Here is a 22,571-nt window from a genome sequence, read left to right on the forward strand (position 1 = left end):
CGGCCGGTCGCCCCCGGCGGGGCGGTCAGTGGAACGTCGTCGCGTAGTACGTCTGCCGGTCGACGGTCTCCACGGTGACGTCCTGGGTGCGCTCGAGCCGGCGGCGCAGGTTGTCGGCGAAGCGCAGCGAGTCGTCGTTGAACCGGGAGACGTCGTAGGCGCACACCACCTGGTGCGCGGCGAGATGGGCGACGAGGGCGTCGATCATGTCCATGAACGTGCGCGTGGCGCGCCGTCCGGGGTGGGCGAGCGTGAAACCGATGTACCAGACCCGCCCGCGGGCCGCGTGCTCGGGGTACCGCTCGGCGAAGAACTCGGGGCTGACCCACGGCACCGCCGCGAGGTCCGTCGCGAGCGTGGTCAGCCCCACCGCGGCGCCGTGCTCGTCGTGGGCAAGGAGCTTGGTCACGCGCGGGTCGGCCATCTCCTCGTCGAACTCCTCCCGGTGCAGGACGTGCCGGGCGGCGGCCCGCGTGCGCAGCGGCTCGAAGGCCTCGAGGTACAGGTCCCAGAAGCGCTCGGCGACCGCACCGGTCACGGTCGGCTCGAAGGTCACGTCAGCGCGCACCGGTGAGTTCCTCCCACCCCACGCGCCGGAAGGTCGCGACGACCACGGCGCACACGGGCAACGACTCGCAGGCGAGGCCCACGGTTTTCCTGCCCTCCGCGTGGTACCTGCCCCCACGGACGGCCGAGAGGTCCTCGAGGCTGTGCGTGAGGTCGGTGGTGACCTGCTCGTGCGAGGGGCCCTCGTGCTCGACGAAGAGGCCCGCGCCGCTGCCGTCGTCGCGTCGCGACCACGCGACGCCCGCCCACGCCTCGTGGCCCGGGAGCGAGGCGTGCGCCTCCGCGTACACGCAGTACATCGCGTCGCCGTGGCCGCCGGGCAGCTGCCGGCGGCCGTCCACCTCGAGGATCACGCTCCCGGGCGGGACGACGGAGCTGAGCCGCACGAGGTTGAAGTCGCCCACGCCCGCGGCGACGAGGGCCGCGTCGAACGCGGCGAGGGTCGTCCGCCCGGTGCCGGTGCCGGCGCTCACACGGATGGTCAGGGGGTCGCTCATGAGGTCCTCGGTGACGGGGGTTCGGGGGATTCGGGAGGGGGTTCGTTCCCGGTACGGCCGGAGGCGGCGTCCAGGAGGTCGAGCACGGGACGCAGCACGGCGTCCGGGGCCTCGCGGCCCTTGGTGAGGAAGACGGTGCGGCCCAGGCTGAGGTCCGCGCGCTCCTGGGACCCGACCTCCGCACCCGAGTAGACGACGAGCGGGACCCGCCGCAGCCGGCCGCCGCGGCGCAGGTCGGCCACGAGGTCGTGCCCGGTGCCGTCCGGGAGCGCGAGGTCGAGGAGCACGAGGTCCGGGTCGTCGCCCTGCGCGATCGCCTGCCGCGCCTCGAGCACCGAGCCCGCCTGGGTCACGACGAGCCCGCGCTGCTCGAGGACCGCCGCCAGGACGACCCGGAGGTCGTCGTCGTCCTCGACGACCAGGACACGGTCGTGGTGCGGCCGCAGCCGGATGACGTCGCGGACGGTCCGGGCGAGGCGCTCGGGGTCGACGGGCTTGACGAGCCAGCCGTCCGCGAGCGCCGCCGCCGGCGGGGCGTCCGCCGCCCGCGTGCCCGACACGACGACGACCGGCACCTCGGCCGTGGCGGCGGAGTGCCGCAGCCGGCTCAGCACCTCCGCCCCGCTGGTGCCGGGCATCGCGAGGTCGAGCACGATCGCCGCGGGGTGCTCCTCCTCGACGACCTCGACCGCCGCCCGGCCGTCGGTCACGCCGACGACCTGGTACCCCCGGTCCTCCAGCACCGCGCGCAGCACGGCGACGACGTACGGGTCGTCGTCCACGACGACCACCCGCGTCGTCGGGGCGGCGTGCTGTCCCTCCGGGACGGACGGGCGGGCTGCCACGACGGCGGTCCCCGCCCTGTCCTCGTCCGGGGCGCGCGGCGCGACGCGACGCAGGGTGAGGCGGAAGCTGGCCCCCCTGCCCTCGCCCTCGCTCACGGCCCAGACCCGCCCGCCGTGCCGCTCGACGACGCTGCGGGCGATGGCCAGCCCGAGGCCGGTGCCCCCGCGCTCGCGCGCGTCGGAGGCGTCCACCTGCTCGAACCGGCGGAACACGGCCTCGAGCTTGTCCGGGGGGATGCCGCGCCCCTCGTCGTCGACCCGCAGCTCGACGAGGTCGCCGACCGGCGCGGCGGTCACCCGCACGGTGCTGCCGCGCGGGGAGAACTTCACGGCGTTGCTCAGCAGGTTGGTGAGGGTCTGCACGATGCGCTCACCGTCCGCCCGCACGTGCTCCGGGCCGGCGGCGGGCTCCAGGACGATCCCGGCCTCGTCGGCCAGGATCGACACCTGGTCCACCGCGGTCGCGACGAGCGAGTCGACCGGGTGCTCCGCCAGGTCGAGGGGGGTCGTGCCGGCGTCCATGCGCTCGATGTCGAGGATGTCGTCGACCAGGCGGCTGAGCCGCTCGCTGCTGGTGAGGGCGATGCGGACCATGCGCGACGCCTGCTCGGGCGAGCCGGCGAGCACGCCGCCGTCGAGGAGGCCGAGGGCCCCGCGGATGGACGTGAGCGGGGTGCGCAGCTCGTGGCTCACCACGGACACGAACTCGTCCTTGATGCGCTCCACCTCGCGCCGCTCGGTGATGTCGCGGAAGACCACGACCGCTCCGCGGATCCCCGCGCCCTCGCGCAGGGGGCTGGCCGTGACCTCGACGGGCACGTCCTTGCCGTCGAGCCGTCGGTACACGTCCTGCTCGGCCGTGGAGGTGACGCCGTCGCGCACGGCCTCGGTGATGTAGCAGTGCTCCGCGGGGTACGGGGAGCCGTCCTCGGCGGGCGCGTGGAAGGTGGCGTGCGCGTCGTGCCCCACCAGGTCCGCGGGGTGCGCGCCGAGCGTCCGCGCCCCGGCCGCGTTGACGAAGGTCACCCGCCCCGCCGGGTCGACCCCGTAGATCCCGTCGGCCACGGACTCCAACGTGCGCTCGCGCTCGCTCGCCAGGGAGCGCAGCTGGTCCGTGCGCTCCTCCACCCGGCGCTCGAGGCCGTCGCGCAAGGACTCGTTGTCGACGACCACGAGGATCTGCCGCACGACGACGGCGACGAGCACGGCGACCCACAGCGCGTTCGCCACCCACGGGGCGCCCTGGCCCGCCTGGACCACGCGCACCAGCGCGGCCACGAGGAACAGGCTGAAGGTCACGACGGTGCCGAGCACCGGCGCCCCGTCGGTGCGCCGGCTGGTGACCGGGCTGCCGGACGCCGCCGGGTGCCGCGCCGCGAGCGCGATCGCGACGTAGCCCCCGACCCACCCGGCGTCCACGGGGCTGCCGAACGTGAACCCGCCCTGCGCCGACAGGAGGGCGAACGCGACGTCGGCCACCGCGTACAGCACGAACCCGCTGCCCACGAGGCCCAGCGGCACGCGCTCCGCGGCGCTCGAGCGCGTCAGGACGAGGACGGCGAGGGTGGCGAGCAGCGCGTCCACCACCGGCAGGGCGTAGGCCGTGAGAGTCGGCTGCGCCTCCCAGACGTTCCCCTCGAGCGCGACGGCGAAGAGGGCGATGTACAGGACCGACCCGCCGACGACGACGCTGTCGAGCAGCATGCGCACGATCTCCTGACCGCGCGGGCGGACCGTGGGGAAGAACGCGAGGCCGATCACGCCGAGCAGGAGGGCGGCGATGTAGGCGGCGTCCCCGGTCTCGGGGTCCCCGACGATCCCGGCGTAGAGGTTGCCGAGCAGGCCGACGATCCCGCCGAGGGAGAGCATCCCCCACGCTCGCCGGCGGCGGCCGGTCGACCGCACCGCACGCCACCCGCAGCTCACCGCCGCGACGACGCCGGCCGCCGCGATGGCCAGCCGGGAGATGTCCGCGCGCGTCGTCTGGTCGAAGGGCCCGGCGAGCACGACGACGAGTGCGAGGACCGCGATGCCGGCCACCCAGCACCAGCGCTCGAAGTTGTCCTCGGCCTGCGCAGCAGCCCGTCGAGCCTCCCCCATGCGACCCGAGCGTAGGAGACGGTTGTCGGACGCGCCGGACGAGGAGCGACGTCCGCGGCGTCGCGGTACGGTCGTCGGACGAGTGGCCAGCGGACGGGGGGACGCGGCAGGTGGGGACGGTCGGCCGGCGCGTGGTGGTCATCGACGACGACCCGTCGATCCGTGAGGTGGCGGCGTTGGCGCTCTCCGCGGTCGGCGGCCACGAGGTGCACACGGCCGGCGACGGGGCGGAAGGTCTCGAGGTCGCCCGTCGGGTCCGTCCGGACGCAGTCCTCCTCGACGTCATGATGCCGGTGCTCGACGGCCCGACGGTGCTGGCCCGCATGCGCGAGGTCGAGTCGCTGCGGGAGGTGCCGGTCGTCTTCCTCACCGCGAAGGTGGGCGCCCAGGACATCTCGCGCCTCGACGGGCTCGGGGCGGTCACGGTGATCACCAAGCCGTTCGACCCGCTGAGCCTGTCGCGCCAGCTCGCCGACGCGCTCGGGTGGGACGCGTGACCTCGGCCGAGGACGGCGCCCGTGCGCGCACCCGGGACGCCGGGGCGGACGACAGGGCGGACGACGCGCTGGACGAGGCCGTCGCGCGGCTGGCGCGGCGGGCGCACGAGCGCAACGTCGACCGCGTCGAGCGCGCGGCCGAGCTGCTCGCGGCGCCCGGCACCCCCCTCGGGGACGCGGCGCGCGACGAGGCGGCGCAGCTGTGCCACACGGTCGCGGGCTCGGCGGGCACCTTCGGCGACGCCGCCCTCACCGAGGCGGCACGACGGCTGGAGACGGTCCTGCGCGACGCGCGCGACGCCGACGTCCCGGCCGCACTGGACCGGCTCCGCGACGCGGCGCGCCGGGCTTCCGCCTAGCAGGAGCCCGCGGCCGTCACCCGGCACACGGGCCGGCGCGTCAGCCCGGCACGTCCTCCATCAGCCCTCGCGCACCTCGTCGGCCGCCTGCGCGACCTGGCGCAGGAGCAGCGCCTCGGCGAGCACGACGTGGCGCAGCTCCCCCAGGTGCACGGACTCGTCGGCGCCGTGGGCGCGGGAGTCCGGGTCCTCGACTCCCGTGACGAGCACGGCGGCCCCGGGGAAGAACTCGAGCAGGTCGGCGATGAACGGGATGGACCCGCCCACCCCGACGTCCACGGGGTCGGTGCCCCAGGCGGCGGCGAACGCCGACCGGGCGGCGCGCATCGCCGCGGTGTCCTCCGCGGCGTGGAACGCCCGGCCCTGCTCCCCCGGCCGCCACGTGACCCGCGCCCCGAACGGCGCGCTCGCCTCGAGGTGGGCGCGCAGCGCGTCCTCCGCGGCCTGCGGCTCCTGGCCCGGCGGGATGCGCAGGGAGAGCTTCGCCGCCGCGCGGGGCGCGATCGTGTTCGAGGCGTGCGCGACGCTCGTGGCGTCGATGCCGATCACGGACAGCGCGGGCTTGGTCCACAGCCGGCCCGCGATGGTGCCCTCGCCCGCGAGCGCCATGCCGTCGAGCACGGAGGAGTCGGCGCGGAAGGCGGCCTCGTCGTAGTCGACCTCGGGCTCCGGCGCGCTGACGAGCCCGGGGACGGCGACGTTCCCCGCGTCGTCGTGCAGGGTCGCGATCAGCCGGGCGAGCAGCGTGTTCGCGTCCAGCACCGGCCCGCCGAACATGCCGGAGTGCACCGCGTGCCCGAGCACCTCGACCTCGACGACGCCGTCGACCAGGCCGCGCAGCGACGTGGTGAGGGCGGGCACGCCCACCTTCCAGTTGGTGGAGTCCGCGACCACGATGACGTCGGCGGCGAGCAGCTCGCGGTGGTCCGCGAGGAACTGGCGGAAGCTCGGGGACCCCGACTCCTCCTCCCCCTCCACGAAGACGGTGATCCCGACCGGCAGACCTCGCCCGTCTCGTCGCCCAGCGCGGCGAGGGCGCGCAGCGCGCCGACGTGCGCGACCAGCCCCGCCTTGTCGTCCGCGGCGCCCCGGCCGTAGAGCCGCTCGCCCACCTGCACCGGCTCGAACGGGTCGGTCGCCCACGCCGCGGCGTCCCCCGGCGGCTGGACGTCGTGGTGCGCGTAGAGCAGCACGGTCGGCGCACCCTCGGGCGCGGGCCGCCGCGCGACCACGGCGGGCGCCCCCGGCGTGCCGTCGGGCCGGTCGGAGCGCAGGATCCGCACGTCGGGCAGACCCGCGTCGCCCAGCATCGCGGCCACGGCGTCGGCGCTCGCGGCCACGTGGGCCTGGTCGAAGGCGGCGGCGGAGACGCTCGGGATGCGCACCAGGCGCTCGAGGTCGGCCTGGAGGGCGGGGAACAGCCGCTCGACGTGCGCGCGCAGGGTGGTGGCGTCGTCGCCGATCGGCGTGGCGTCGGGAGCGGTGCGATGGGTGTCGGTCACGCGGCTCACGCTACCCGCGCGCTCGACTACCCTGGGAGCGTGTTCTCCCGCAACAAGTCCGACGCGACGCCGTCGTCCCCCGACTCCACCGACCCCGTCGACGCGGCGTCCGAGATCGAGAGGTCGGGTGCGCCCGCCACCGGCAAGGGACGCCCCACGCCCAAGCGCAGCGTGGCCGAGGCCGCGAACAAGCGACCCCTCGTCCCGAACGACCGCAAGGCCGCGACGAAGGCGGCGCGGGAGAAGGCGCGCGAGCAGCGCAACGTCGAGTACAAGGCGATGCAGACCGGCGACGAGCGCCACCTGCCGCCCCGCGACAAGGGCCCGGTCAAGCGCTACGTGCGCGGTTACGTCGACGCCCGGTGGAACCTCGGCGAGTTCTTCCTGCCCGTCGCGTTCGGCTTCATCGTGCTGAACCTGATCTTCATGCAGAACGTCACGCTCTCCGCGCTCGTGCTGGTGCTGCTGTACGCCGTCGTGCTGCTGACCATCGCCGACGCGTTCCTGCTGTGGCGCGGCCTCAAGAAGCGGCTGCGGGTCAAGTTCGGCGACGTCCCGAAGGGCACGATGATGTACGCCGTCATGCGCGCGTTCCAGATCCGCCGCTCGCGCCTGCCCAAGCCGTCGTCGAAGAAGCACGGCGTCTGGCCGGAGTGATCTCCGGGCCGTGCGCCCGCCCTAGGGTGAGCGCATGGTCAACTACCGGTACCTCGGCAACAGCGGTCTGAAGATCTCCGAGATCACCTACGGCAACTGGCTCACCCACGGCTCGCAGGTCGAGAACGACATCGCGACGCAGTGCGTGCGGGCCGCGCTCGACGCGGGCATCACGACGTTCGACACCGCCGACGTCTACGCGAACACGAAGGCCGAGCAGGTGCTCGGCGACGCATTGGCGGGCGAGCGGCGCGAGTCGCTGGAGATCTTCACCAAGGTCTACTGGCCCACGGGGCCGGGCGGCCCCAACGACACGGGCCTCTCGCGCAAGCACGTGATGGAGTCGATCAACGGCTCGCTGAAGCGCCTCGGCACGGACTACGTCGACCTCTACCAGGCGCACCGGTACGACACCGAGACGCCGCTCGAGGAGACGATGCAGGCGTTCGCGGACATCGTCCGCCAGGGCAAGGCCCTGTACATCGGCGTCTCCGAGTGGTCCGCCGACCAGATCCGCGCCGGGGCGGCCCTGGCCAAGGACCTCGGCTTCCAGCTCATCTCCTCCCAGCCGCAGTACTCCATGCTCTGGCGCGTCATCGAGGACGAGGTCGTGCCGGCCTCGCAGGAGTGCGGGCTGTCGCAGATCGTGTGGTCGCCGATGGCGCAGGGCGTCCTGTCGGGCAAGTACCTGCCCGGCCAGCCGCTGCCCGCCGGCTCGCGCGCGACGGACACCAAGGGCGGCGCGCAGAGCATCCGCCGGTTCCTCGACGACGACGTGCTGACCCGCGTGCAGGGCCTGCGGCCCGTCGCCGACGAGCTCGGCCTGTCGATGGCGCAGCTCGCCGTCGCCTGGGTGCTGCAGAACGACAACGTCGCGGCCGCCCTCGTCGGCGCCTCGCGGCCCGAGCAGGTGGCGGAGAACGTCAAGGCCTCCGGCGTGACCATCCCGGCCGAGCTCCTGGCCCGCATCGACGACGTCCTCGGCGACGTCGTCGAGCGCGACCCGGCCAAGACCGCCGAGAACGCGCCGCGGGCACGCGTCGCCTGACGACGCCCGCCCGCGGCGTCGTGCCTCGTGCCTTCCAGCACGTGATCCCTCGTGTCATGACAGGTCATGACACGAGGGATCACGTGCTGGAAGGCGGTCACAGTTCCCGGTGCTCCCGAGCGATCGTGTCGAGGGCACGGGCGACCTCGCGGCCGCGCCGCTCCACACCGCGACGCTCCACGGCGCCGGGCACCGACGCCCGCCCCGGGGCGGGCCGTGCCGCCTCGCCCGTGAGGCCCGCGGGCACGAGCCACCGCCAGCGCACCGTGGCCTGCACGACCGGGCCGACGCCGAACGCGTACGCGACCGTCGCCCAGCCGAAGGTGCCGCCGAGGAGCACGCCCGCCAGCACGACGCTCACCTCGATGCCGGTCTTCACGAGCCGCACGGACCCGCCGGTGCGCTGCACGAGCCCGGTCATCAGCCCGTCGCGCGGCCCCGGCCCCAGCCGCACGCCGATGTAGGCCGCCGTGGCGACGCCGTTCAGGACGATGCCACCGAGGGCCAGGGCGACGCCGGCGACCGGCCCGGGGTCCGGCGCGAGCCACGCCATCGCGGCCAGGCACGGCCCGACCGCCAGGCTGATGACGACGACGTTCGCCACGGTGCCGATGCCGGGCCGCTGCCGCAGCGGGACCCAGGCGAGCAGCACCAGCACCGACGTCACCGCGACGACGGCGCCGAACCCGAGGCCCGTCGCCCGCACCACGCCCTGGTGCAGCACGTCCCACGGCGTGCCGCCCTGGCCGGCGTGCAGCAGCATCGCCATCGACCACGTGTAGCCGAGCAGCCCCAGGAGGAGCTGGGCCCCGCGGCGGACCGGCCCCCAGGACACCGCGGCCTTGCCCACGGACGGTGCGGCGGACGGGACAGGCCGAAGGGCGCCCACGCGTCTGCGGCGCAGTCCCTGGAGGCGGCGGGGGCCGGCGAAGGCGGGCCGGCGGGCGGAGGTGGTCGACGTGCTCACGCTCCCACCCTGCCGCCGCAATGGCCTTGCATTCCATATCCAATGGGCGGACAGTGGCCCCGTGACCGTCACCTCGAACTCCGCCGCGCCCGCGCCGCCCGCCGTCCGGCAGCTCTCCCCCGCCGCGACGGCCCGCCTGCTGGGCGACTGGCGCGCGGGCGGGCCGGCCTACCTGGCCCTCGCGGACGCCCTGCGCGCGGCCGTCCTGTCCGGGAGCCTGCCGCCGCTCACGCGCGTGCCCAGCGAGCGCGAGCTCGCCGCGGCCCTGCGCGTCTCCCGCACCACGACCTCGGGGGCGTACGCCCGCCTGCGCGAGCTCGGCTTCCTCGCCAGCCGCGTGGGCTCCGGCACCGTCACGACGCTGCCGCGCGGCGCCGGGACGGGGGGGGCGGGGGGGCGCCGGGGGGGGGGCCGGGGGGGGGGCGTGCGGGGCGGGGGGGGCCGGGGGGGTGGCGTGGGGGGGAGCGGCCGCCGCCGCCGGGGGGTCGGCGGGGGCGGTCGACCTCGCCCAGGCCACCCCGTCGGCCACCAGCGCCCTGCACGACGCCTACACGGCCGCCCTCGAGGTGCTGCCCGGCTACCTCGGCACGGGCGGGTACGCACACCTGGGGATCGAGGCCCTGCGGGCGGCGGTCGCCGACCGGTACACCGCCCGCGGCGTGCCGACCACGCCCGAGCAGATCCTCGTGACGACCGGGGCGCAGCAGGCGATCGCCGTCCTGACGCACGCGTTCGTCGGCCGCGGCGAGACGATGGTCGTCGAGTCCCCCACGTACTTCCACGCTCCCGAGCCCGCGCGCCGGATCGGCGGGCGGGTCGTCGGCGTCCCCGTCGGCGACGTCGAGACGCTGGAGTCCGCCGTCCGGCGCACGCGCCCGCGGCTCGTCTACCTCGTCCCGGACTTCCACAACCCCACGGGCCGCACCATGTCCGCCGACGAGCGCGCCGCCGTGCGCGCCCTCGCGGACCGCGCCGGCGTCACCGTGGTGGGCGACGAGACTCTCACCGACCTGGCGCTCGACCCGGGCGCCGCGGTCCCCGGGCCCGTCGCCGGCGACGGCGCGTCGCCGCACGTCGTCACCATCGGGTCCGCGTCCAAGTCCTTCTGGGGCGGGGTGCGCGTCGGGTGGGTGCGCGCCGACCCCCAGGTGGTGCGACGGCTCGCGCGGGTGCGCCAGTCCGCGGACATCGCGACGCCCGTGCTCGAGCAGCTCGCGGTCGTCGAGCTCCTGCGCCGCGCCGACGAGATCCTGCCGGGCCGCGTCGCCGAGCTGCGCTCGCGCCGCGACCTGCTCGTCGACCTCGTGCGCGACGCCCTGCCGGACTGGCACGTGCCCGTGCCCGGCGGCGGGCTGTGCCTGTGGGCCGACCTGGGCCGGCCCCTCGCGCAGGCGCTGGCCGCGGCGGCCGTGACGCACGGCGTGCTCGTCACGCCCGGGCCCGCGTTCACGCCCGACGGGTCCTCCCGCGACCGCGTGCGCCTGACCTTCACCCGGGAGCCCGAGCAGCTGGCCACCGCCGTGGGGCGGCTGGCCCGCGCGTGGGCGCAGGTGAGCGGCTGAGGCCCGTCAGACGGCGGGCAGCACCACGCCGGGCGCCGCCTGGGCCCCGTCGTGCAGCAGGCGGGCCTGCGTCGCGCCGGCGGCCGCCAGCTCTCGCCAGTGCTCGCCGAGCCACTGCTCGGCGTCGTACTGCGTCGTGAAGACCGGGCTCGGGACGGTCAGGGCGCGGTCGTCCGCGTCGTCCAGCGTCCACTCCCAGCGTGCCTGGATCATGCTGCGTCCCCCGAGTCCCCGGAGATGCTCCCGGCCGCGACCGACCCGCGGGTGCGGGTCAGGGCGCGGTTGACCCTCGACGGCCACAGCGGGCCCGAGTAGATGAAGGACGTGTAGCCCTGGGTCAGGTCCGCCCCCGCGCGCAGGTACGCACGCACGTCGTCGGCGCCCGAGATGCCGCCGACGCCGATGACCGCGGGGTCGGGCCCGAGCCGCTCGCGCAGCCGGGTCACGACCTGCAGCCCGCGCTCCAGCAGCGGCGGCCCGGACAGCCCACCCGGGCCACGGTCGTGGCCGATCGTCGTGTTCACGGCCACCACGCCGTCCAGGCCGAGCTCGATGACGAGGTCCGCCACGGCGTCGACGTCGGCGTCGGCCAGGTCCGGGGCGATCTTCACCAGCAGCGGCACCCGGCGCGTCCTCGCGACGGCGGCCGCCTCGTCGGCCGCGGCCCGCGCCGCGGTGAGGATAGGGCGCAGCTCGGCCGTGGTCTGCAGGTCGCGCAGCCCCGGGGTGTTCGGCGAGGAGACGTTCACCACGAGGTAGTCGGCCCAGGGCGCGAGCTCGCGCGCGCAGGCGGCGTAGTCGTCGGCCGCACCCTCGGCGGGCGTCGTCTTGTTCTTGCCGATGTTGGCGCCGACCACCACCGCGCGGCCCGCGGGCGTGGCGCGCAGCGCGCGCAGCCGGGCCGCGGCGGCGGGGGCGCCCTCGTTGTTGAAGCCCATCCGGTTGCGGACCCCCCGGACGTCGAGCTCGCGCCACATGCGCGGCTGCTCGTTGCCCGGCTGCGGGCGCGGGGTGACCGTGCCGATCTCCACGAAGCCGAAGCCGAGCATCGTCAGGCCCCGGACCGCCCGCGCGTTCTTGTCGAACCCGCCGGCCAGGCCGAACGGCGCCGGCACGGTGCGCCCGAGCACCTCGATGCTGCCCGGCCCGCCGCTGCCGCGCCCCAGGAACGGCGCGAGCGCGCCCTGGACGACGTCGCGCAGCACCGGCACGCGGCCGGCGAGGGAGATGGCGCCGAACGCGAGCTCGTGCGCCCGCTCGGGGTCCATCCGGCGGAAGACGCCGTTGAACAGCAGGGTGTACGGGCTCATCAGGCCTCCGGGCTGGGCTGGTCAGGGACTGTCGGCTCGGGTGCGGACGGCGCGGGAGCGCCGGGGCGAGTGTGCCAGAGCCACCACAGCCCGACGAAGGGCAGCACCAGCGGCACGTACCCGTAGCCCTGCCCGAAGCCGGACCAGACGGTGGTCTCGCCGAAGACGTCCGGCGACGCGACCGAGGCCGCGCCGACCGCGAGCACGCCCACGGCCTCGAAGCCCACCGTGACCCACGCGACGACGCGCCACCGGGGGCCGCCCTTCGCCAGGGCGACCGTGGCGAGCACGTACACGACGGCGGAGAGCGTGGACAGGCAGTAGGCGACGGGCGCCTCGGAGAACTTGGTCGCCAGCTCGTACGACGACCGGCCGATCGCGGCGAACGCCAGGATGCCGTAGACCGTCACGAGCAGGCGTCCGAAGCCGGTGCCGGTGCGGCGGCCCCGGCCGGCGGGCGTCGGTGCGGGCGACGTGCCCGGTGTCGTCGTGCTCATGCCGCTCCCCAGATCTGCCAGAGCCGCCAGTCCAGGAACCCGACGGTGACGGCGGCGACGGCCAGCACGACGGACGACCACTTGGTGCGCTCGGCGAACGCCCAGATCGCGGCGACCGGCAGCACCACCAGCGCCGTGGCGACGTAGCCCCAGAACAGCGGCCCGTCGACGGGGTGGTCCCGGGTCACCATCAGGACGCCGGCCACCACGGCCTGGACGATCACGAGCGCCTCGACCACGGCGGCGCCGAACAGCTGGCGCAGCACCACCGCCCGGTCCCGGACGGCGAACCACGTCGCCCACCCGGCGAGCGCGGCGCACGCCACCAGGACGAGGAGCAGGAGGGGAAGAACCACGCCCGCAGACTACCGGCCGCCCGGGCGCGACGACGCGGCACGACGGGGGCGCCGCCGCACGGAGGCCGGCGGCGAGCGACGAGGAGGGACGAGGAGCAGCGCGGTCGGGGACGGGGATAGCATCGGCGCGTGGCTGACCTCACCCTCACCGGCAAGAATCCCACCGCTCTCAAGGTCGACGCGCTCGTCGTCGGGACCTGCTCCACGTCGGACGGCGTCGCCGTCGTCGCGGACCAGCTCCCCGAGGCGCTCGTGCGGCAGATCGAGACCCTCGCGCCCCGGCTCGGCGTCACGGGCGCCCCCGACGAGGTGCGCCGCCTGCCCGCCGGCGACGGCGTCGCGGCCGACGTCCTCGTGCTGGCCGGGCTCGGCGAGCGCGGGGCCGACGGCACGTTCGCGCAGGAGGTGCTGCGCTCCGCCGCCGGCGCCGCGACCCGCGAGCTCGCGGGCACGGGCTCCGTCGCCGTCGCGCTGCCCGCCGTGGACGAGGACGAGCTCGCCGCGGTCGCGGAGGGCGCCCTGCTCGGCGCCTACTCCTACACGCGCTACCGCTCGGGCAAGGACCAGAAGGGCGCCGTCGGCAGCATCCAGGTGGCCACGTCGTTCGCCCGCTCGGGCCGCGCCAAGGCCGCCGTCGCGCGCGCCGAGGTGCTCGCCGCCGCGGTGCACGGCACCCGCGACCTCGTCAACGACGCCCCCAACGAGCTGTACCCGGCCGCGTTCGCCGACGCCGCCCGGGCGACGGTCCGGACCCTCGGCGCCAAGGGCGTCAAGGTGACCGTGCTGGACGACAAGCAGCTCGCGGCCGGCGGCTACGGCGGCCTCGTGGGCGTCGGCCAGGGCTCGTCGCGCGGCCCGCGCCTCGTCAAGCTCGTGTACGCGCCCGCCAAGGCCACGGCCAAGGTCGCGATCGTCGGCAAGGGCATCACCTTCGACACCGGCGGCATCTCGCTCAAGCCGCCGGCCAGCATGCCGACCATGAAGTCCGACATGGCGGGCGCCGCCGCGGTGCTGCACACCGTGCTCGCCGCCGCGCGCCTCGGGCTGCCCGTCGCGGTGACCGGCTACCTCTGCCTCGCCGAGAACATGCCGGGCGGCAACGCCCAGCGCCCGGCCGACGTCATCACGATCCGCGGCGGCAAGACCGTCGAGGTCACCAACACCGACGCCGAGGGCCGCCTCGTCATGGCGGACGGCCTGGTCGCCGCCGTCGAGGACGGGCACGACGTCGTCCTCGACATCGCCACCCTCACCGGTGCCCAGATGGTCGCGCTCGGCAACCGCACCTCCGGCGTCATGGGCACCGACGAGGTCCGCGACGAGGTCAAGGCCGCGGCCGACGAGGCGGGCGAGGCGTTCTGGCCGATGCCGATGCCCGCGGAGCTCAAGGCCGGCCTGAAGTCGAACGTCGCGGACATGGTGAACTCCGCGCCCAGCCGCTGGGGCGGCATGCTGTTCGCCGCGCACTTCCTCTCCGAGTTCGTGGGAGACACCCCCTGGGCGCACCTCGACATCGCAGGCCCGTCGTACAACGAGGGCTCGTCGTTCGGGTACACCCCGGCCGGCGGCACCGGCGTCGGCGTGCGCACGCTGCTCGCGTTCCTCGAGGCCCGCGCGGAGCGCTGACCCGCCCTGCCCCGACTCGACTCGACTCGACTCGCGACCACGGCGCCCCTCCGCCACGGCGGACGGGCGCCGTCGTCGTCCCCGCACCCGGTCGGCGCCGGCACTCAGCCGCGCGTGCGGCCGACCGCGTACCGGAGCGAGTTGACCAGCCGGTAGCCGCCGCCCGGCACGCGGAAGGGCGCCGCCGCCCCGACCACGACGGGCGTGAGCTCGGCCAGCGTCGCGGGGTCCTCGCCGAGCAGGACGCCGCGCACGAGCCGCGCGTCGTCGGCCGCCGTCCAAGCCGCCTCGACCACGCCCGCGACCACGACGTCCAGGCCGGCGTCGGCGAGGGCCTCCTCGAGCCCGCCCTCCGGACGCAGCGGGCCGTCGGGCGCCACCACCTCCTCGAAGGCCGCGGCGACGGCGCGCTCGACGACGTCCAGGTCGTTGCGCGCCCCCTCGGCCCAGCCGGCCAGCCCCACGCGCCCGCCGGGCGCCAGCACACGGGCGGCCTCGGTCAGCGCGCCGCGGGTGTCGTCCGCGAGCTGGAGCGCGTTCACGGCGAGGACGACGTCGAACCCTCCGTCGTCGAACGGCAGGTGCTCGGCGTCGCCGTCGCGCACGGTCGCGCCGGGGTGGTGCTCACGCGCGTGCGCCACCATCTCGGGCGCCGGGTCCACGCCGACGACGACCGCCCCCGCCCGCTCGAGCCGGGCCAGCAGCTCCCCCGTGCCGCACCCGACGTCGAGCACGCGCGTGCCGGGACCCACCCCGGCCGCGGCCAGCAGCGGGTCCCACACCGGCGCGGCGAACGACCCCCAGTGCTCCGCCCACCCCGCGGTGACCGCCGACCACCGCTCCGCACCACCGCCGTCCATCGGAAGCCGCCCGCTCAGCGCTTGCGGCGCTGGGCGGAGCTCCAGTCCCGCATGCGCTGCGGGTAGCCCGTGAACCGCACGTTGTAGACCGGCACGCCCAGCGACCGCGCCACCTCGAACCCGGTGCGCTCGTCGGGGACACGGCGGCGCGTCCACTCACCCGTGGTCGCGACCAGCAGCACCGTCGTCGGCGTCTGCGCGTTGGGCGGCTCCACGTAGGCCTCGACGCCCACCCGCGTCCGGACGAAGTCCTGGAGGTACGCCACGGTCTCGCCCCGCGAGCCGGAGGTCGGTGCGGCGCCGGGGGCCGGCGACGACGTCCTGCCCAGCAGGCGTCCCAGCGAGGTCCTGAGCGACATGGCGCGAGACTACCGCCGCGATCGGCACCATGTTCTGCAGACGGTCCGGAGGTGTCCTGGAGGTCATGGGCCGGTCAGGTGTACCCAGCGTCACACCGACCTGGACCCCGAACGATTGGGGCGACCCCCGTGAAGGTGACAAGATGACGGGCAGTGACCAGAACGCGGCAACCAGAGATGTCGCGGGCCGGCAGGACCGGCTCGCCTCGGCACGTCGCCTGACCCACTGATCGAAGGAGACTCCACAGGTCATGTCTGAGAACGTGCAGCTCCCTGCACTCGGCGAGTCCGTCACCGAGGGCACCGTCACCCGATGGCTCAAGGCCGTCGGCGACACCGTCGCCGTCGACGAGCCCCTGCTGGAGGTCTCGACCGACAAGGTCGACACGGAGATCCCGTCGCCGATCGCCGGTGTGCTCGAGCAGATCCTCGTCGAGGAGGACGACACCGTCGAGGTCGGTGCCACCCTCGCCGTGATCGGTGACGGCTCCGGTGCGGGCGGCGGCGACGCCGCTCCTGCCGCCGAGGCCCCCGCCGCCGAGTCCGAGGCACCCGCCCCCGAGCCCGACGCACCGGCCGCGCCCGCCGAGGCCCCCGCACCCGCCGCCGACGAGCCCGCCGAGACCCCCGCCGCCGAGGCGCCCGCCGCCGGTGGTGGCGAGGGCACCGAGGTGACGCTGCCCGCCCTGGGCGAGTCCGTCACCGAGGGCACCGTCACCCGCTGGCTCAAGGCCGTCGGCGACTCGGTGGAGGTCGACGAGCCGCTGCTCGAGGTCTCGACCGACAAGGTCGACACCGAGATCCCGTCCCCGTGGCCGGCACCGTGCAGCAGCTCCTCGTGGAGGAGGACGCGACCGTCGAGGTCGGCGCCGTCCTGGCGATCGTCGGCTCCGGTGCCGCGGCCGAGCCCGGGCCCCCCGCCCCCCCCCCCCGGGGGCGGGGGGCGGGGCCGCGCGGCGGGGGGGCCCCCCCCCGGGGGGGGGGGGGGGGGCAGGGCGGCGGGGGGCTGGGCCGGCAGCGCCCGCGCGCCCGCGGGGCCGGGCGCCGCGGGGGCCGCGGGGGGGCGGGCCCCCGCCCGCCCCCGCCCCCGCCGCGGGCAAGGGCTCGTACCTCACGCCGCTGGTCCGCAAGCTCGCCGCCGTGAAGGGCGTGGACGTCTCCGCGATCCAGGGCACCGGCGTCGGCGGCCGCATCCGCAAGGAGGACGTGCTGGCCGCGGCCGAGAAGGCCGCCGCCCCTGCTCCGGCCGCCGCGGCACCCGCCGCTCCCGCTGCCCCCGCCGCGAAGCCGGCGGCCGTGCCGCCGGTCTCCCCGCTGCGGGGCACCACGGAGAAGATGTCGCGCCTGCGCAAGATCGTCGCCGAGCGCATGGTCGAGTCCCTGCACACGCAGGCCCAGCTCACCACCGTGGTCGAGGTGGACGTCACCAAGGTGGCCAAGCTCCGCGCGAAGGCCAAGGAGTCGTTCAAGTCCCGCGAGGGCGCGAACCTCACCTACCTGCCGTTCTACACGCTCGCCGCGGTCGAGGCGCTCAAGGCGTTCCCGAAGATCAACGCGTCGATCGACCAGGAGAAGGGCGAGATCACCTACCACCCCGCGGAGAACGTCGGCATCGCCGTCGACACCGAGCGTGGCCTGGTGGTCCCGGTCATCAAGAACGCGGGCGACCTGAACCTCGCGGGCATCGCCCGCCAGATCGGCGACCTGGGTGCTCGCACCCGCGCCAACAAGGTCGGCCCGGACGAGCTGTCCGGCGCGACCTTCACGATCACGAACACCGGCTCGGGCGGCGCGCTCATCGACACGCCGATCGTCCCGGGCGGTCAGGTCGCGATCCTCGGCACCGGCACCATCACCAAGAAGCCGGCCGTCGTGACCGGCCCGGACGGCGAGGAGACCATCGCCATCCGCCAGTTCGCGTACCTGTTCCTCTCCTACGACCACCGCCTGGTCGACGGTGCGGACGCCGCGCGCTTCCTCACCGCCGTCAAGGCGCGGATCGAGGAGGGCGCGTTCGAGTCCGAGGTCGGTCTCTGACCTCGACCCGTCCCTGACGACGGAGGGCGTCCCGGCTGCGGCCGGGGCGCCCTTCGTCGTCGTGGCTCAGGACACCTCGGCGACGCGCCAGCCGTCCGCGGTCCACGCGAGGCGCAACGTGGCGCTGCGCGGGTCCGTGGCCGGCACCGCCGTCACGACGCCGCCGGGCGCGACCTGCTCGTGGGCGCCCACGGCGTAGCGCACCACCACGTCCGCCTCGTCCCCCTCGTGCCGCTGCGTGCGCACGTCGTCCAGGCGGGCCGAGGCGCCGCGCACACGGGTGCCCGCCTGCCCGATGTCGTCGAGCAGCGCCGCGTCGGCGTCGTGGGCGGGCGACCCCGGCACGTCCACGCCCGCCAGGTCCGCGACGTCTGCGACGTCCGGGGCGTCCGGGGCACCCGTCCCGGAGCCGTCCGACAGCAGCGCGACCCGCCGCCGGGTGAGCTCGGCCGCGGCGGCCGCCGGGTCGGCGCGCTCCTGCGTCGGGTCCGTCGCCTCGCCCCCGTCCGCCTCGCCCACGGCCGTCGCCGCGTCCGTCGGGCGTGGCGGCTCCGCCGGGTCCCCCGGCAGCCGCACCTGGACCACGACGGCCGTCAGGACCGCCACGAGGCCGACGGCGCCGGCGACCCCCAGCACCCGTCGGGACCGCTGGGGCGCCGGCCGCGCGGAGCGCCGTGGCCTCCGGGCCACGCCTCTCACCCGCCCCCCGCCCGGGCCGCGGACCGCACGCCGGCGCGCCGGCGTGACGGTCGGCGCCGGCGCGCCGCTGCGCCGGCCGAGTGCCGCCCCGGCGAGCGCCGCGCGCTCCGGGAGCCGGACCGGCTCGGGCGGCACCGCGGCGTCGGCCTGGGCGGCGAGCGTGCCCGCCTCGGGCCGGACCCGCGGGTCGGGGGCGGAGGCCGGCGCCAGCACGGCACGGAGCGCGGTCGCCGCGTCGTCGGCGCGGTCGCCGAGGAGGTCCGCGACGAGGGTCGCGAGCGCGTGCACGTCGGCCGCCTCCCCGTCGGCCCTGTCTGCCCCGACGGCCCTGTCTGCCCCGTCGGTCGCGCCGACCTCGGCGGCCGCCCGTGGACGCAGCATCGCGTCGCCGCCGGGGCCGAGCACCACGTCGGCCGCCCCGAGCCCGCCCTGCCGGAGCCCCGCGCTGTGCAGCGCCGCCAGCCCGCGCGCGACCGCGACGAGCACGCCGGCGGCCTCGCGCGAGGTCAGCCGGCCGCGGACCGCGAGCACGGTCGGCAGGTCGGCCGCCGCACCGCCGCGACGCACCGCCAGCGTGCCGTCGTCGCGCACGTCGACCGCGGCCACGGGCTCCACGCAGGGATGGCGCAGCGCGGCGAGGGCGCGCACCCGCGCCAGGAGGGCGTCGCGGGCACCGGCGTCGGTCGGGATCGGCAGCGTCTGGGTGGGCACGGTGCCATCGAACACCCTCGCGGCGACGGACCCGCGCCGTCGTCCACAGGCACCGTCCCGGGGGCGTCGGGCCCGTCAGACGCCCACGCGGCGCCCCTCGCGCGCGGACACCCGAGCGGCGTCCAGCACCTCCGCCGTGCGCACGGCGTCCTCCGGGTCCACGGGCGCGGGCTCCTCGCCGGCGAGCCAGGGCCCCAGCGCGCGGTAGAAGTCGGCGTGCCCGCCGGGCGCGGCCGGCACCGCGCGGCGGTCGCGGCCGCGCGTGAACCAGCCGAGCGAGCCCTCGGGGGCGTCGTCGTCGAAGACCTCGAACGGCGACGCGTCCTGCTCGAAGGTCGTGACCAGGTACGCCCCGGCCGAGCCCAGCACGCGGGTGCGGGGCCCCGGGGCGCCCACCACGGAGCCCGCCCAGAGCCGGGACACCACGCCGTGCGGGCTCGCGGCGCGGCCGCCTCCGGCCTCGTGCTGCAGCACCAGGAACACGTCGTCCTCGGTGGGCGTCGTGAGCTTACGGGTCTGCGCCCAGACGGACTCCACGCGGCCGAAGAGCTGCGTCGCCGAGTCGACGAGGTGCGGCCCCAGGTCGAGCAGGAGCCCGCCGCCGACCGGGTCGTTCTCCTTCCACCGCTGCCTCGGGGTGGGCCGCCAGCGCTCCCAGTGCCGCTCGAACGTGTGCACGTCGCCCAGCTCACCGGCGTCGAGCAGGCTCCCGAGCGTGAGCTGCTCCGGGTCCCAACGACGGTTCTGGAACACCGTGAACGGGGTGCCGGTGGCTGCCGCCTCCTCCACCACGGCACGCGCCTGGTGCGCGTCGAGCCCGATCGGCTTGTCCAGCACGAACGGGATCTCGGCGCGCGCGAGGGCCGCGGCGTGCTCGGCGTGCAGGGTCGTGGGGCTCGCGACCACGACGAGGTCGTAGGTGCGGCGCGCGGCGATCAGCGCGTCCAGGTCGGACAGCAGGCGCGCCCCCGGCCAGTCCCCCGCCGCCTGGTTGCGGCGGCCGGGGTCGCGCGTCACGACCGCCGTCACCCGCAGCCCGGCCTCCGCGGCCAGCCGGGCGTGGATCTCCCGCCCCGCTCCCCCGTACCCGACGATCGCCAGGCGCGGCGGGGACGCCGCCGTGCCGTCGGTCGCGCCCGTCTCCGCCGCCTCGTCCGTGACCATGGCTCCCATGGTGCCCGACGCCGCCCCTAGCTCGGCCGAGTGCCACGCGGGGACGCCGGCGTCCGCCCGAGGCGCGACGGCCACCAGACGCGGTCGCCGACGTCGTGCACGAGGGCGGGCACCAGCAGGCTGCGCACCACCAGGGTGTCGACGAGCACGCCGAACGCGACGATGCACGCGAGCTGCGCGAGGAACAACAGGGGAATGACGCCGAGCGCCGCGAACGTCGCCGCGAGGACGACGCCCGCGGACGTGATCACCGAGCCCGTGACGGCCAGCCCGCGCAGCACGCCGCGCCGGGTGCCGACCTGCAGGCTCTCCTCGCGCACCCGGGTCATGAGGAAGATCGAGTAGTCCACGCCGAGCGCCACGAGGAAGCAGAACGCGTAGAGCGGCACGGCGGGGTCGGCGCCCGGGAAGTCGAGGACGTGGTTGAACACCAGGGCCGCGACGCCCAGCGCGAACCCGAACGACAGCACGTTCGCCGCCATGAGCAGGACCGCCGCGAGGACGGAGCGCAGCAGCAGCACGAGGATCAGGAGGATCACGCCCAGCACCACCGGGACGATCGTGCGCAGGTCGTGCTGTCCGGCGACCTGCGTGTCGAGACGCTCGGCGGCCGCCCCGCCCACGAGGGCGTCGGGGCTCACGTCGTGCACCGCGGTGCGCAGGTCGGCGACCGTGTCGACGGCCGCCTGGCTGTCCGACGGCGCCTCGGTCGTGACGTCCACACGGACGTTGCCGTCGACGACGAGCGGGTCGCCCTGGGCGGGCTGCCCCGGCGCCGCGGCGGGCTGGTCGGTGACGACGGTCGCGGCGGTGATCCCGTCGGTGCCCTCGGCCGCGTCCACCACGGCGTCGGCGTCCGCCTCGGGAGCGACGACGGTCGCGGGCTGGGCGGAGACCCCCTCGAAGTGGCTCGTGAGCACCTTCTCGCCGTCGACCGAGTCGACCTGGGTGAGGAACACCTCCGAGTCCCCCGTGCCGTTCGCGTCGAGCGTCGGCACGAACGCGGCGCCCGCGGCGAGCACCACGGCGGTCACGACCCACACCACCCGGTCGTGGCGTCCGACGAAGCCGGCGACGCGCGACCAGACGCCGTGCCCCGCGACCTCCACGTGCGTGTCGTCCTCGGTGCCGGCCGACGCGTCCGCAGGGGGCGCGTCGGCGGAGTCGGAGTGCCGCCCGAGCGCGTGCGGGACCCGCGGCCAGAACACCCAGCGGGCCCGCCGCCCGCCGACCAGCAGCATCGCGGGCAGGAGCGTCATCGCCGACAGGAACGCCGCGACGATGCCGATGGCCGCGACCGGCCCGAGGCTGCGGTTCGACGACAGGTCGGACAGCAGCAGGCACAGCAGCCCCACGATCACCGTGCCGGCGCTCGCGGCGATCGGCTCGACCGAGGCGCGCAGCGCGCGGCGCATCGCCGCGTACGGGGATGCGGTCGCGCGCAGCTCCTCCCGGTAGCGGGCCACCAGAAGCAGCGCGTAGTCCACCGACGCGCCCACCACGAGGATCGACAGGATCCCCTGCGACTGGCCGTTGAGGGTGAGCACGTCGTTCGCCGCCAGCTGGTACACCACGAGGCCGGCGAGGCAGAGCGCGAGCACGGCCGTGAGGATCACGACGAACGGCAGGACCGGCGACCGGTAGACCAGCGCGAGGATCACGAGGACGGCGCCGAGCGCGACGAGCAGGAGCACGGTGTCGATCGCCCCGAACGCGCTCACGAGGTCGGCGACGAACCCGGCCGGGCCGGTGACCCAGGTCTCCAGGCCCGTGCCGGCGAGCCCTCCGTCCGCGGTGTCGGCGGCCGCCAGCGCCCGCAGCGCGCCGATCGCGAGCTCCGAGACGCTCGACTCCTCGGCGCCGACGTCCTCGGACGCCTGGGCGGCGTCGAGCGAGACCACCACGAGCGCGGCCTGCCCGTCCTCGGACGGCACGACGACCGGATCGGTGACGCTCACGTCGCCGACGGTCCGGGGCTCGTCACCGGAGGTCCCCTCCAGCGGCGCGTCGCCGATCGCGTCGGCGAAGGCCTGGACGTCGGCGAGCTGCTCCTGGGTCAGCGCGGACCCGTCGGACGTCTCGGTGACCACCAGCGCGGGGAGCGTCTCGGAGTCGGTGAACTCGCGGGCGAGCTCGGCCGCCTGCGTGGACTCGGCGCTCGCGGGCAGGAACGCCGCGTCGTCGTTGGTCTGGACGCTGCTGAGGTTGCCCTGCGCCTGTCCGCCGATCGCCCCCACGGCGAGCCACACGCCGATCACTGCCAGAATGGCGAGGCCCCGGAGGAATCCTGATCCACGATTGCTCAGCATGCTGAGTATTCTGCCTGACTGGGAGGTGAGCAG

At 76.0% G+C, this 22,571-nt stretch carries 19 protein-coding genes and 3 pseudogenes; 8 read left to right on the top strand and 14 right to left on the bottom strand.

Translation table 11 applies throughout. The annotated features are described in order from the left end of the window. Window positions 1–25: 25 nt before the first annotated feature. Genes ACQFYA_RS12335 through ACQFYA_RS12345 form a run of 3 tightly spaced genes read right to left on the bottom strand, consistent with a single transcriptional unit; the run spans window position 26 to window position 4,009 of the window. Entirely contained in the window at window positions 26–568 is a 543-nt protein-coding gene (locus ACQFYA_RS12335) for a hypothetical protein (protein ID WP_499124527.1), read from the bottom strand. Beyond that, complete coding sequence (locus ACQFYA_RS12340; protein WP_499124529.1) at window positions 558–1,064, bottom strand: pyruvoyl-dependent arginine decarboxylase; 507 nt, start codon at window positions 1,062–1,064, stop codon at window positions 558–560. The genes ACQFYA_RS12335 and ACQFYA_RS12340 overlap by 11 nt, the downstream gene beginning before the upstream one ends. Further along, window positions 1,061–4,009, bottom strand: coding sequence for an ATP-binding response regulator (locus ACQFYA_RS12345; RefSeq protein WP_499124530.1), 2,949 nt, complete (start codon window positions 4,007–4,009; stop codon window positions 1,061–1,063). Before ACQFYA_RS12345 ends, ACQFYA_RS12340 begins: the two co-directional genes overlap by 4 nt. A gap of 110 nt (window positions 4,010–4,119) precedes the next feature. On the opposite strand from ACQFYA_RS12345, the gene ACQFYA_RS12350 reads away from it, so the two are divergent. Next, entirely contained in the window at window positions 4,120–4,506 is a 387-nt protein-coding gene (locus tag ACQFYA_RS12350) for a response regulator (protein ID WP_499124532.1), read from the top strand. Then, window positions 4,503–4,865 carry an Hpt domain-containing protein gene (locus ACQFYA_RS12355; RefSeq protein ID WP_499124533.1) on the top strand — a complete coding sequence of 121 codons (363 nt, stop codon included), beginning with the start codon at window positions 4,503–4,505 and terminating at the stop codon, window positions 4,863–4,865. The genes ACQFYA_RS12350 and ACQFYA_RS12355 overlap by 4 nt, the downstream gene beginning before the upstream one ends. A 60-nt stretch (window positions 4,866–4,925) precedes the next feature. On the opposite strand, the pseudogene ACQFYA_RS12360 reads toward ACQFYA_RS12355, so the two are convergent. Then, window positions 4,926–6,367 (bottom strand): annotated as a pseudogene (locus ACQFYA_RS12360) (dipeptidase). A 39-nt stretch (window positions 6,368–6,406) separates the two neighbouring features. Between ACQFYA_RS12360 and ACQFYA_RS12365 the strand changes: the two are divergent. Both ACQFYA_RS12365 and ACQFYA_RS12370 read left to right on the top strand, forming a co-directional pair. Then, complete coding sequence (locus ACQFYA_RS12365) at window positions 6,407–7,024, top strand: DUF3043 domain-containing protein (RefSeq protein WP_499124535.1); 618 nt, start codon at window positions 6,407–6,409, stop codon at window positions 7,022–7,024. Between the two features lie 34 nt (window positions 7,025–7,058). Beyond that, entirely contained in the window at window positions 7,059–8,072 is a 1,014-nt protein-coding gene (locus ACQFYA_RS12370) for an aldo/keto reductase family protein (protein WP_499124537.1), read from the top strand. Between the two features lie 97 nt (window positions 8,073–8,169). Here the strand turns inward: ACQFYA_RS12370 and yczE are convergent, their stop codons facing one another. Next, window positions 8,170–9,039, bottom strand: coding sequence for a membrane protein YczE (yczE, locus tag ACQFYA_RS12375; RefSeq protein WP_499124538.1), 870 nt, complete (start codon window positions 9,037–9,039; stop codon window positions 8,170–8,172). 61 nt (window positions 9,040–9,100) lie between these two features. Between yczE and ACQFYA_RS12380 the strand changes: the two are divergent. Both ACQFYA_RS12380 and ACQFYA_RS12385 read left to right on the top strand, forming a co-directional pair. Beyond that, a pseudogene (locus ACQFYA_RS12380) lies at window positions 9,101–9,334 on the top strand (GntR family transcriptional regulator); the annotation flags it as partial. Window positions 9,335–9,488: 154 nt separating this feature from the next. After that, window positions 9,489–10,601, top strand: coding sequence for an aminotransferase-like domain-containing protein (locus ACQFYA_RS12385; protein ID WP_499124540.1), 1,113 nt, complete (start codon window positions 9,489–9,491; stop codon window positions 10,599–10,601). A 6-nt stretch (window positions 10,602–10,607) separates the two neighbouring features. On the opposite strand, the gene ACQFYA_RS12390 is transcribed toward ACQFYA_RS12385, so the two are convergent. Genes ACQFYA_RS12390 through ACQFYA_RS12405 form a run of 4 tightly spaced genes read right to left on the bottom strand, consistent with a single transcriptional unit; the run spans window position 10,608 to window position 12,764 of the window. Then, the gene (locus ACQFYA_RS12390) at window positions 10,608–10,814 is read right to left on the bottom strand and encodes a hypothetical protein (protein ID WP_499124542.1); all 207 of its coding nucleotides are present in this window, start codon (window positions 10,812–10,814) and stop codon (window positions 10,608–10,610) included. Further along, window positions 10,811–11,911, bottom strand: a complete 1,101-nt coding sequence (locus ACQFYA_RS12395) for a quinone-dependent dihydroorotate dehydrogenase (protein ID WP_499124544.1) — start codon at window positions 11,909–11,911, stop codon at window positions 10,811–10,813. Before ACQFYA_RS12395 ends, ACQFYA_RS12390 begins: the two co-directional genes overlap by 4 nt. Next, window positions 11,911–12,408, bottom strand: a complete 498-nt coding sequence (locus ACQFYA_RS12400; protein WP_499124546.1) for a hypothetical protein — start codon at window positions 12,406–12,408, stop codon at window positions 11,911–11,913. Before ACQFYA_RS12400 ends, ACQFYA_RS12395 begins: the two co-directional genes overlap by 1 nt. After that, window positions 12,405–12,764, bottom strand: a complete 360-nt coding sequence (locus tag ACQFYA_RS12405; RefSeq protein WP_499124547.1) for a hypothetical protein — start codon at window positions 12,762–12,764, stop codon at window positions 12,405–12,407. The genes ACQFYA_RS12400 and ACQFYA_RS12405 overlap by 4 nt, the downstream gene beginning before the upstream one ends. A gap of 129 nt (window positions 12,765–12,893) precedes the next feature. On the opposite strand from ACQFYA_RS12405, the gene ACQFYA_RS12410 reads away from it, so the two are divergent. Continuing rightward, window positions 12,894–14,390, top strand: coding sequence for a leucyl aminopeptidase (locus ACQFYA_RS12410; protein ID WP_499124549.1), 1,497 nt, complete (start codon window positions 12,894–12,896; stop codon window positions 14,388–14,390). A 104-nt stretch (window positions 14,391–14,494) separates the two neighbouring features. On the opposite strand, the gene ACQFYA_RS12415 is transcribed toward ACQFYA_RS12410, so the two are convergent. Together ACQFYA_RS12415 and ACQFYA_RS12420 are read right to left on the bottom strand one after the other, a co-directional pair. Beyond that, on the bottom strand, window positions 14,495–15,250 hold the full coding sequence (locus ACQFYA_RS12415) for a class I SAM-dependent methyltransferase (protein ID WP_499124551.1): 756 nt from the start codon (window positions 15,248–15,250) through the stop codon (window positions 14,495–14,497). A gap of 14 nt (window positions 15,251–15,264) precedes the next feature. Beyond that, window positions 15,265–15,609 carry an oxidoreductase gene (locus ACQFYA_RS12420; RefSeq protein WP_499124553.1) on the bottom strand — a complete coding sequence of 115 codons (345 nt, stop codon included), beginning with the start codon at window positions 15,607–15,609 and terminating at the stop codon, window positions 15,265–15,267. Window positions 15,610–15,860: 251 nt separating this feature from the next. Between ACQFYA_RS12420 and sucB the strand changes: the two are divergent. Next, a pseudogene (gene sucB / locus ACQFYA_RS12425) lies at window positions 15,861–17,646 on the top strand (2-oxoglutarate dehydrogenase, E2 component, dihydrolipoamide succinyltransferase). Between the two features lie 66 nt (window positions 17,647–17,712). Here the strand turns inward: sucB and ACQFYA_RS12430 are convergent. The 3 genes from ACQFYA_RS12430 to ACQFYA_RS12440 all read right to left on the bottom strand — a co-directional run bounded on the left by ACQFYA_RS12430 (window position 17,713) and on the right by ACQFYA_RS12440 (window position 22,538). Continuing rightward, window positions 17,713–19,056: a serine/threonine-protein kinase gene (locus ACQFYA_RS12430; protein WP_499124554.1), complete on the bottom strand. Its 1,344-nt coding sequence runs from the start codon at window positions 19,054–19,056 to the stop codon at window positions 17,713–17,715. A 75-nt stretch (window positions 19,057–19,131) separates the two neighbouring features. Further along, entirely contained in the window at window positions 19,132–20,220 is a 1,089-nt protein-coding gene (locus ACQFYA_RS12435; RefSeq protein WP_499124556.1) for a Gfo/Idh/MocA family protein, read from the bottom strand. A gap of 26 nt (window positions 20,221–20,246) precedes the next feature. Beyond that, window positions 20,247–22,538 (bottom strand): MMPL family transporter, encoded by a 2,292-nt coding sequence (locus ACQFYA_RS12440; RefSeq protein WP_499124558.1) that lies wholly within the window; start codon window positions 22,536–22,538, stop codon window positions 20,247–20,249. Window positions 22,539–22,571 lie beyond the last annotated feature (33 nt).

Source organism: Promicromonospora sp. Marseille-Q5078 (genome assembly GCF_050315395.1).
Taxonomy (GTDB): Bacteria; Actinomycetota; Actinomycetes; order Actinomycetales; family Cellulomonadaceae; genus Isoptericola.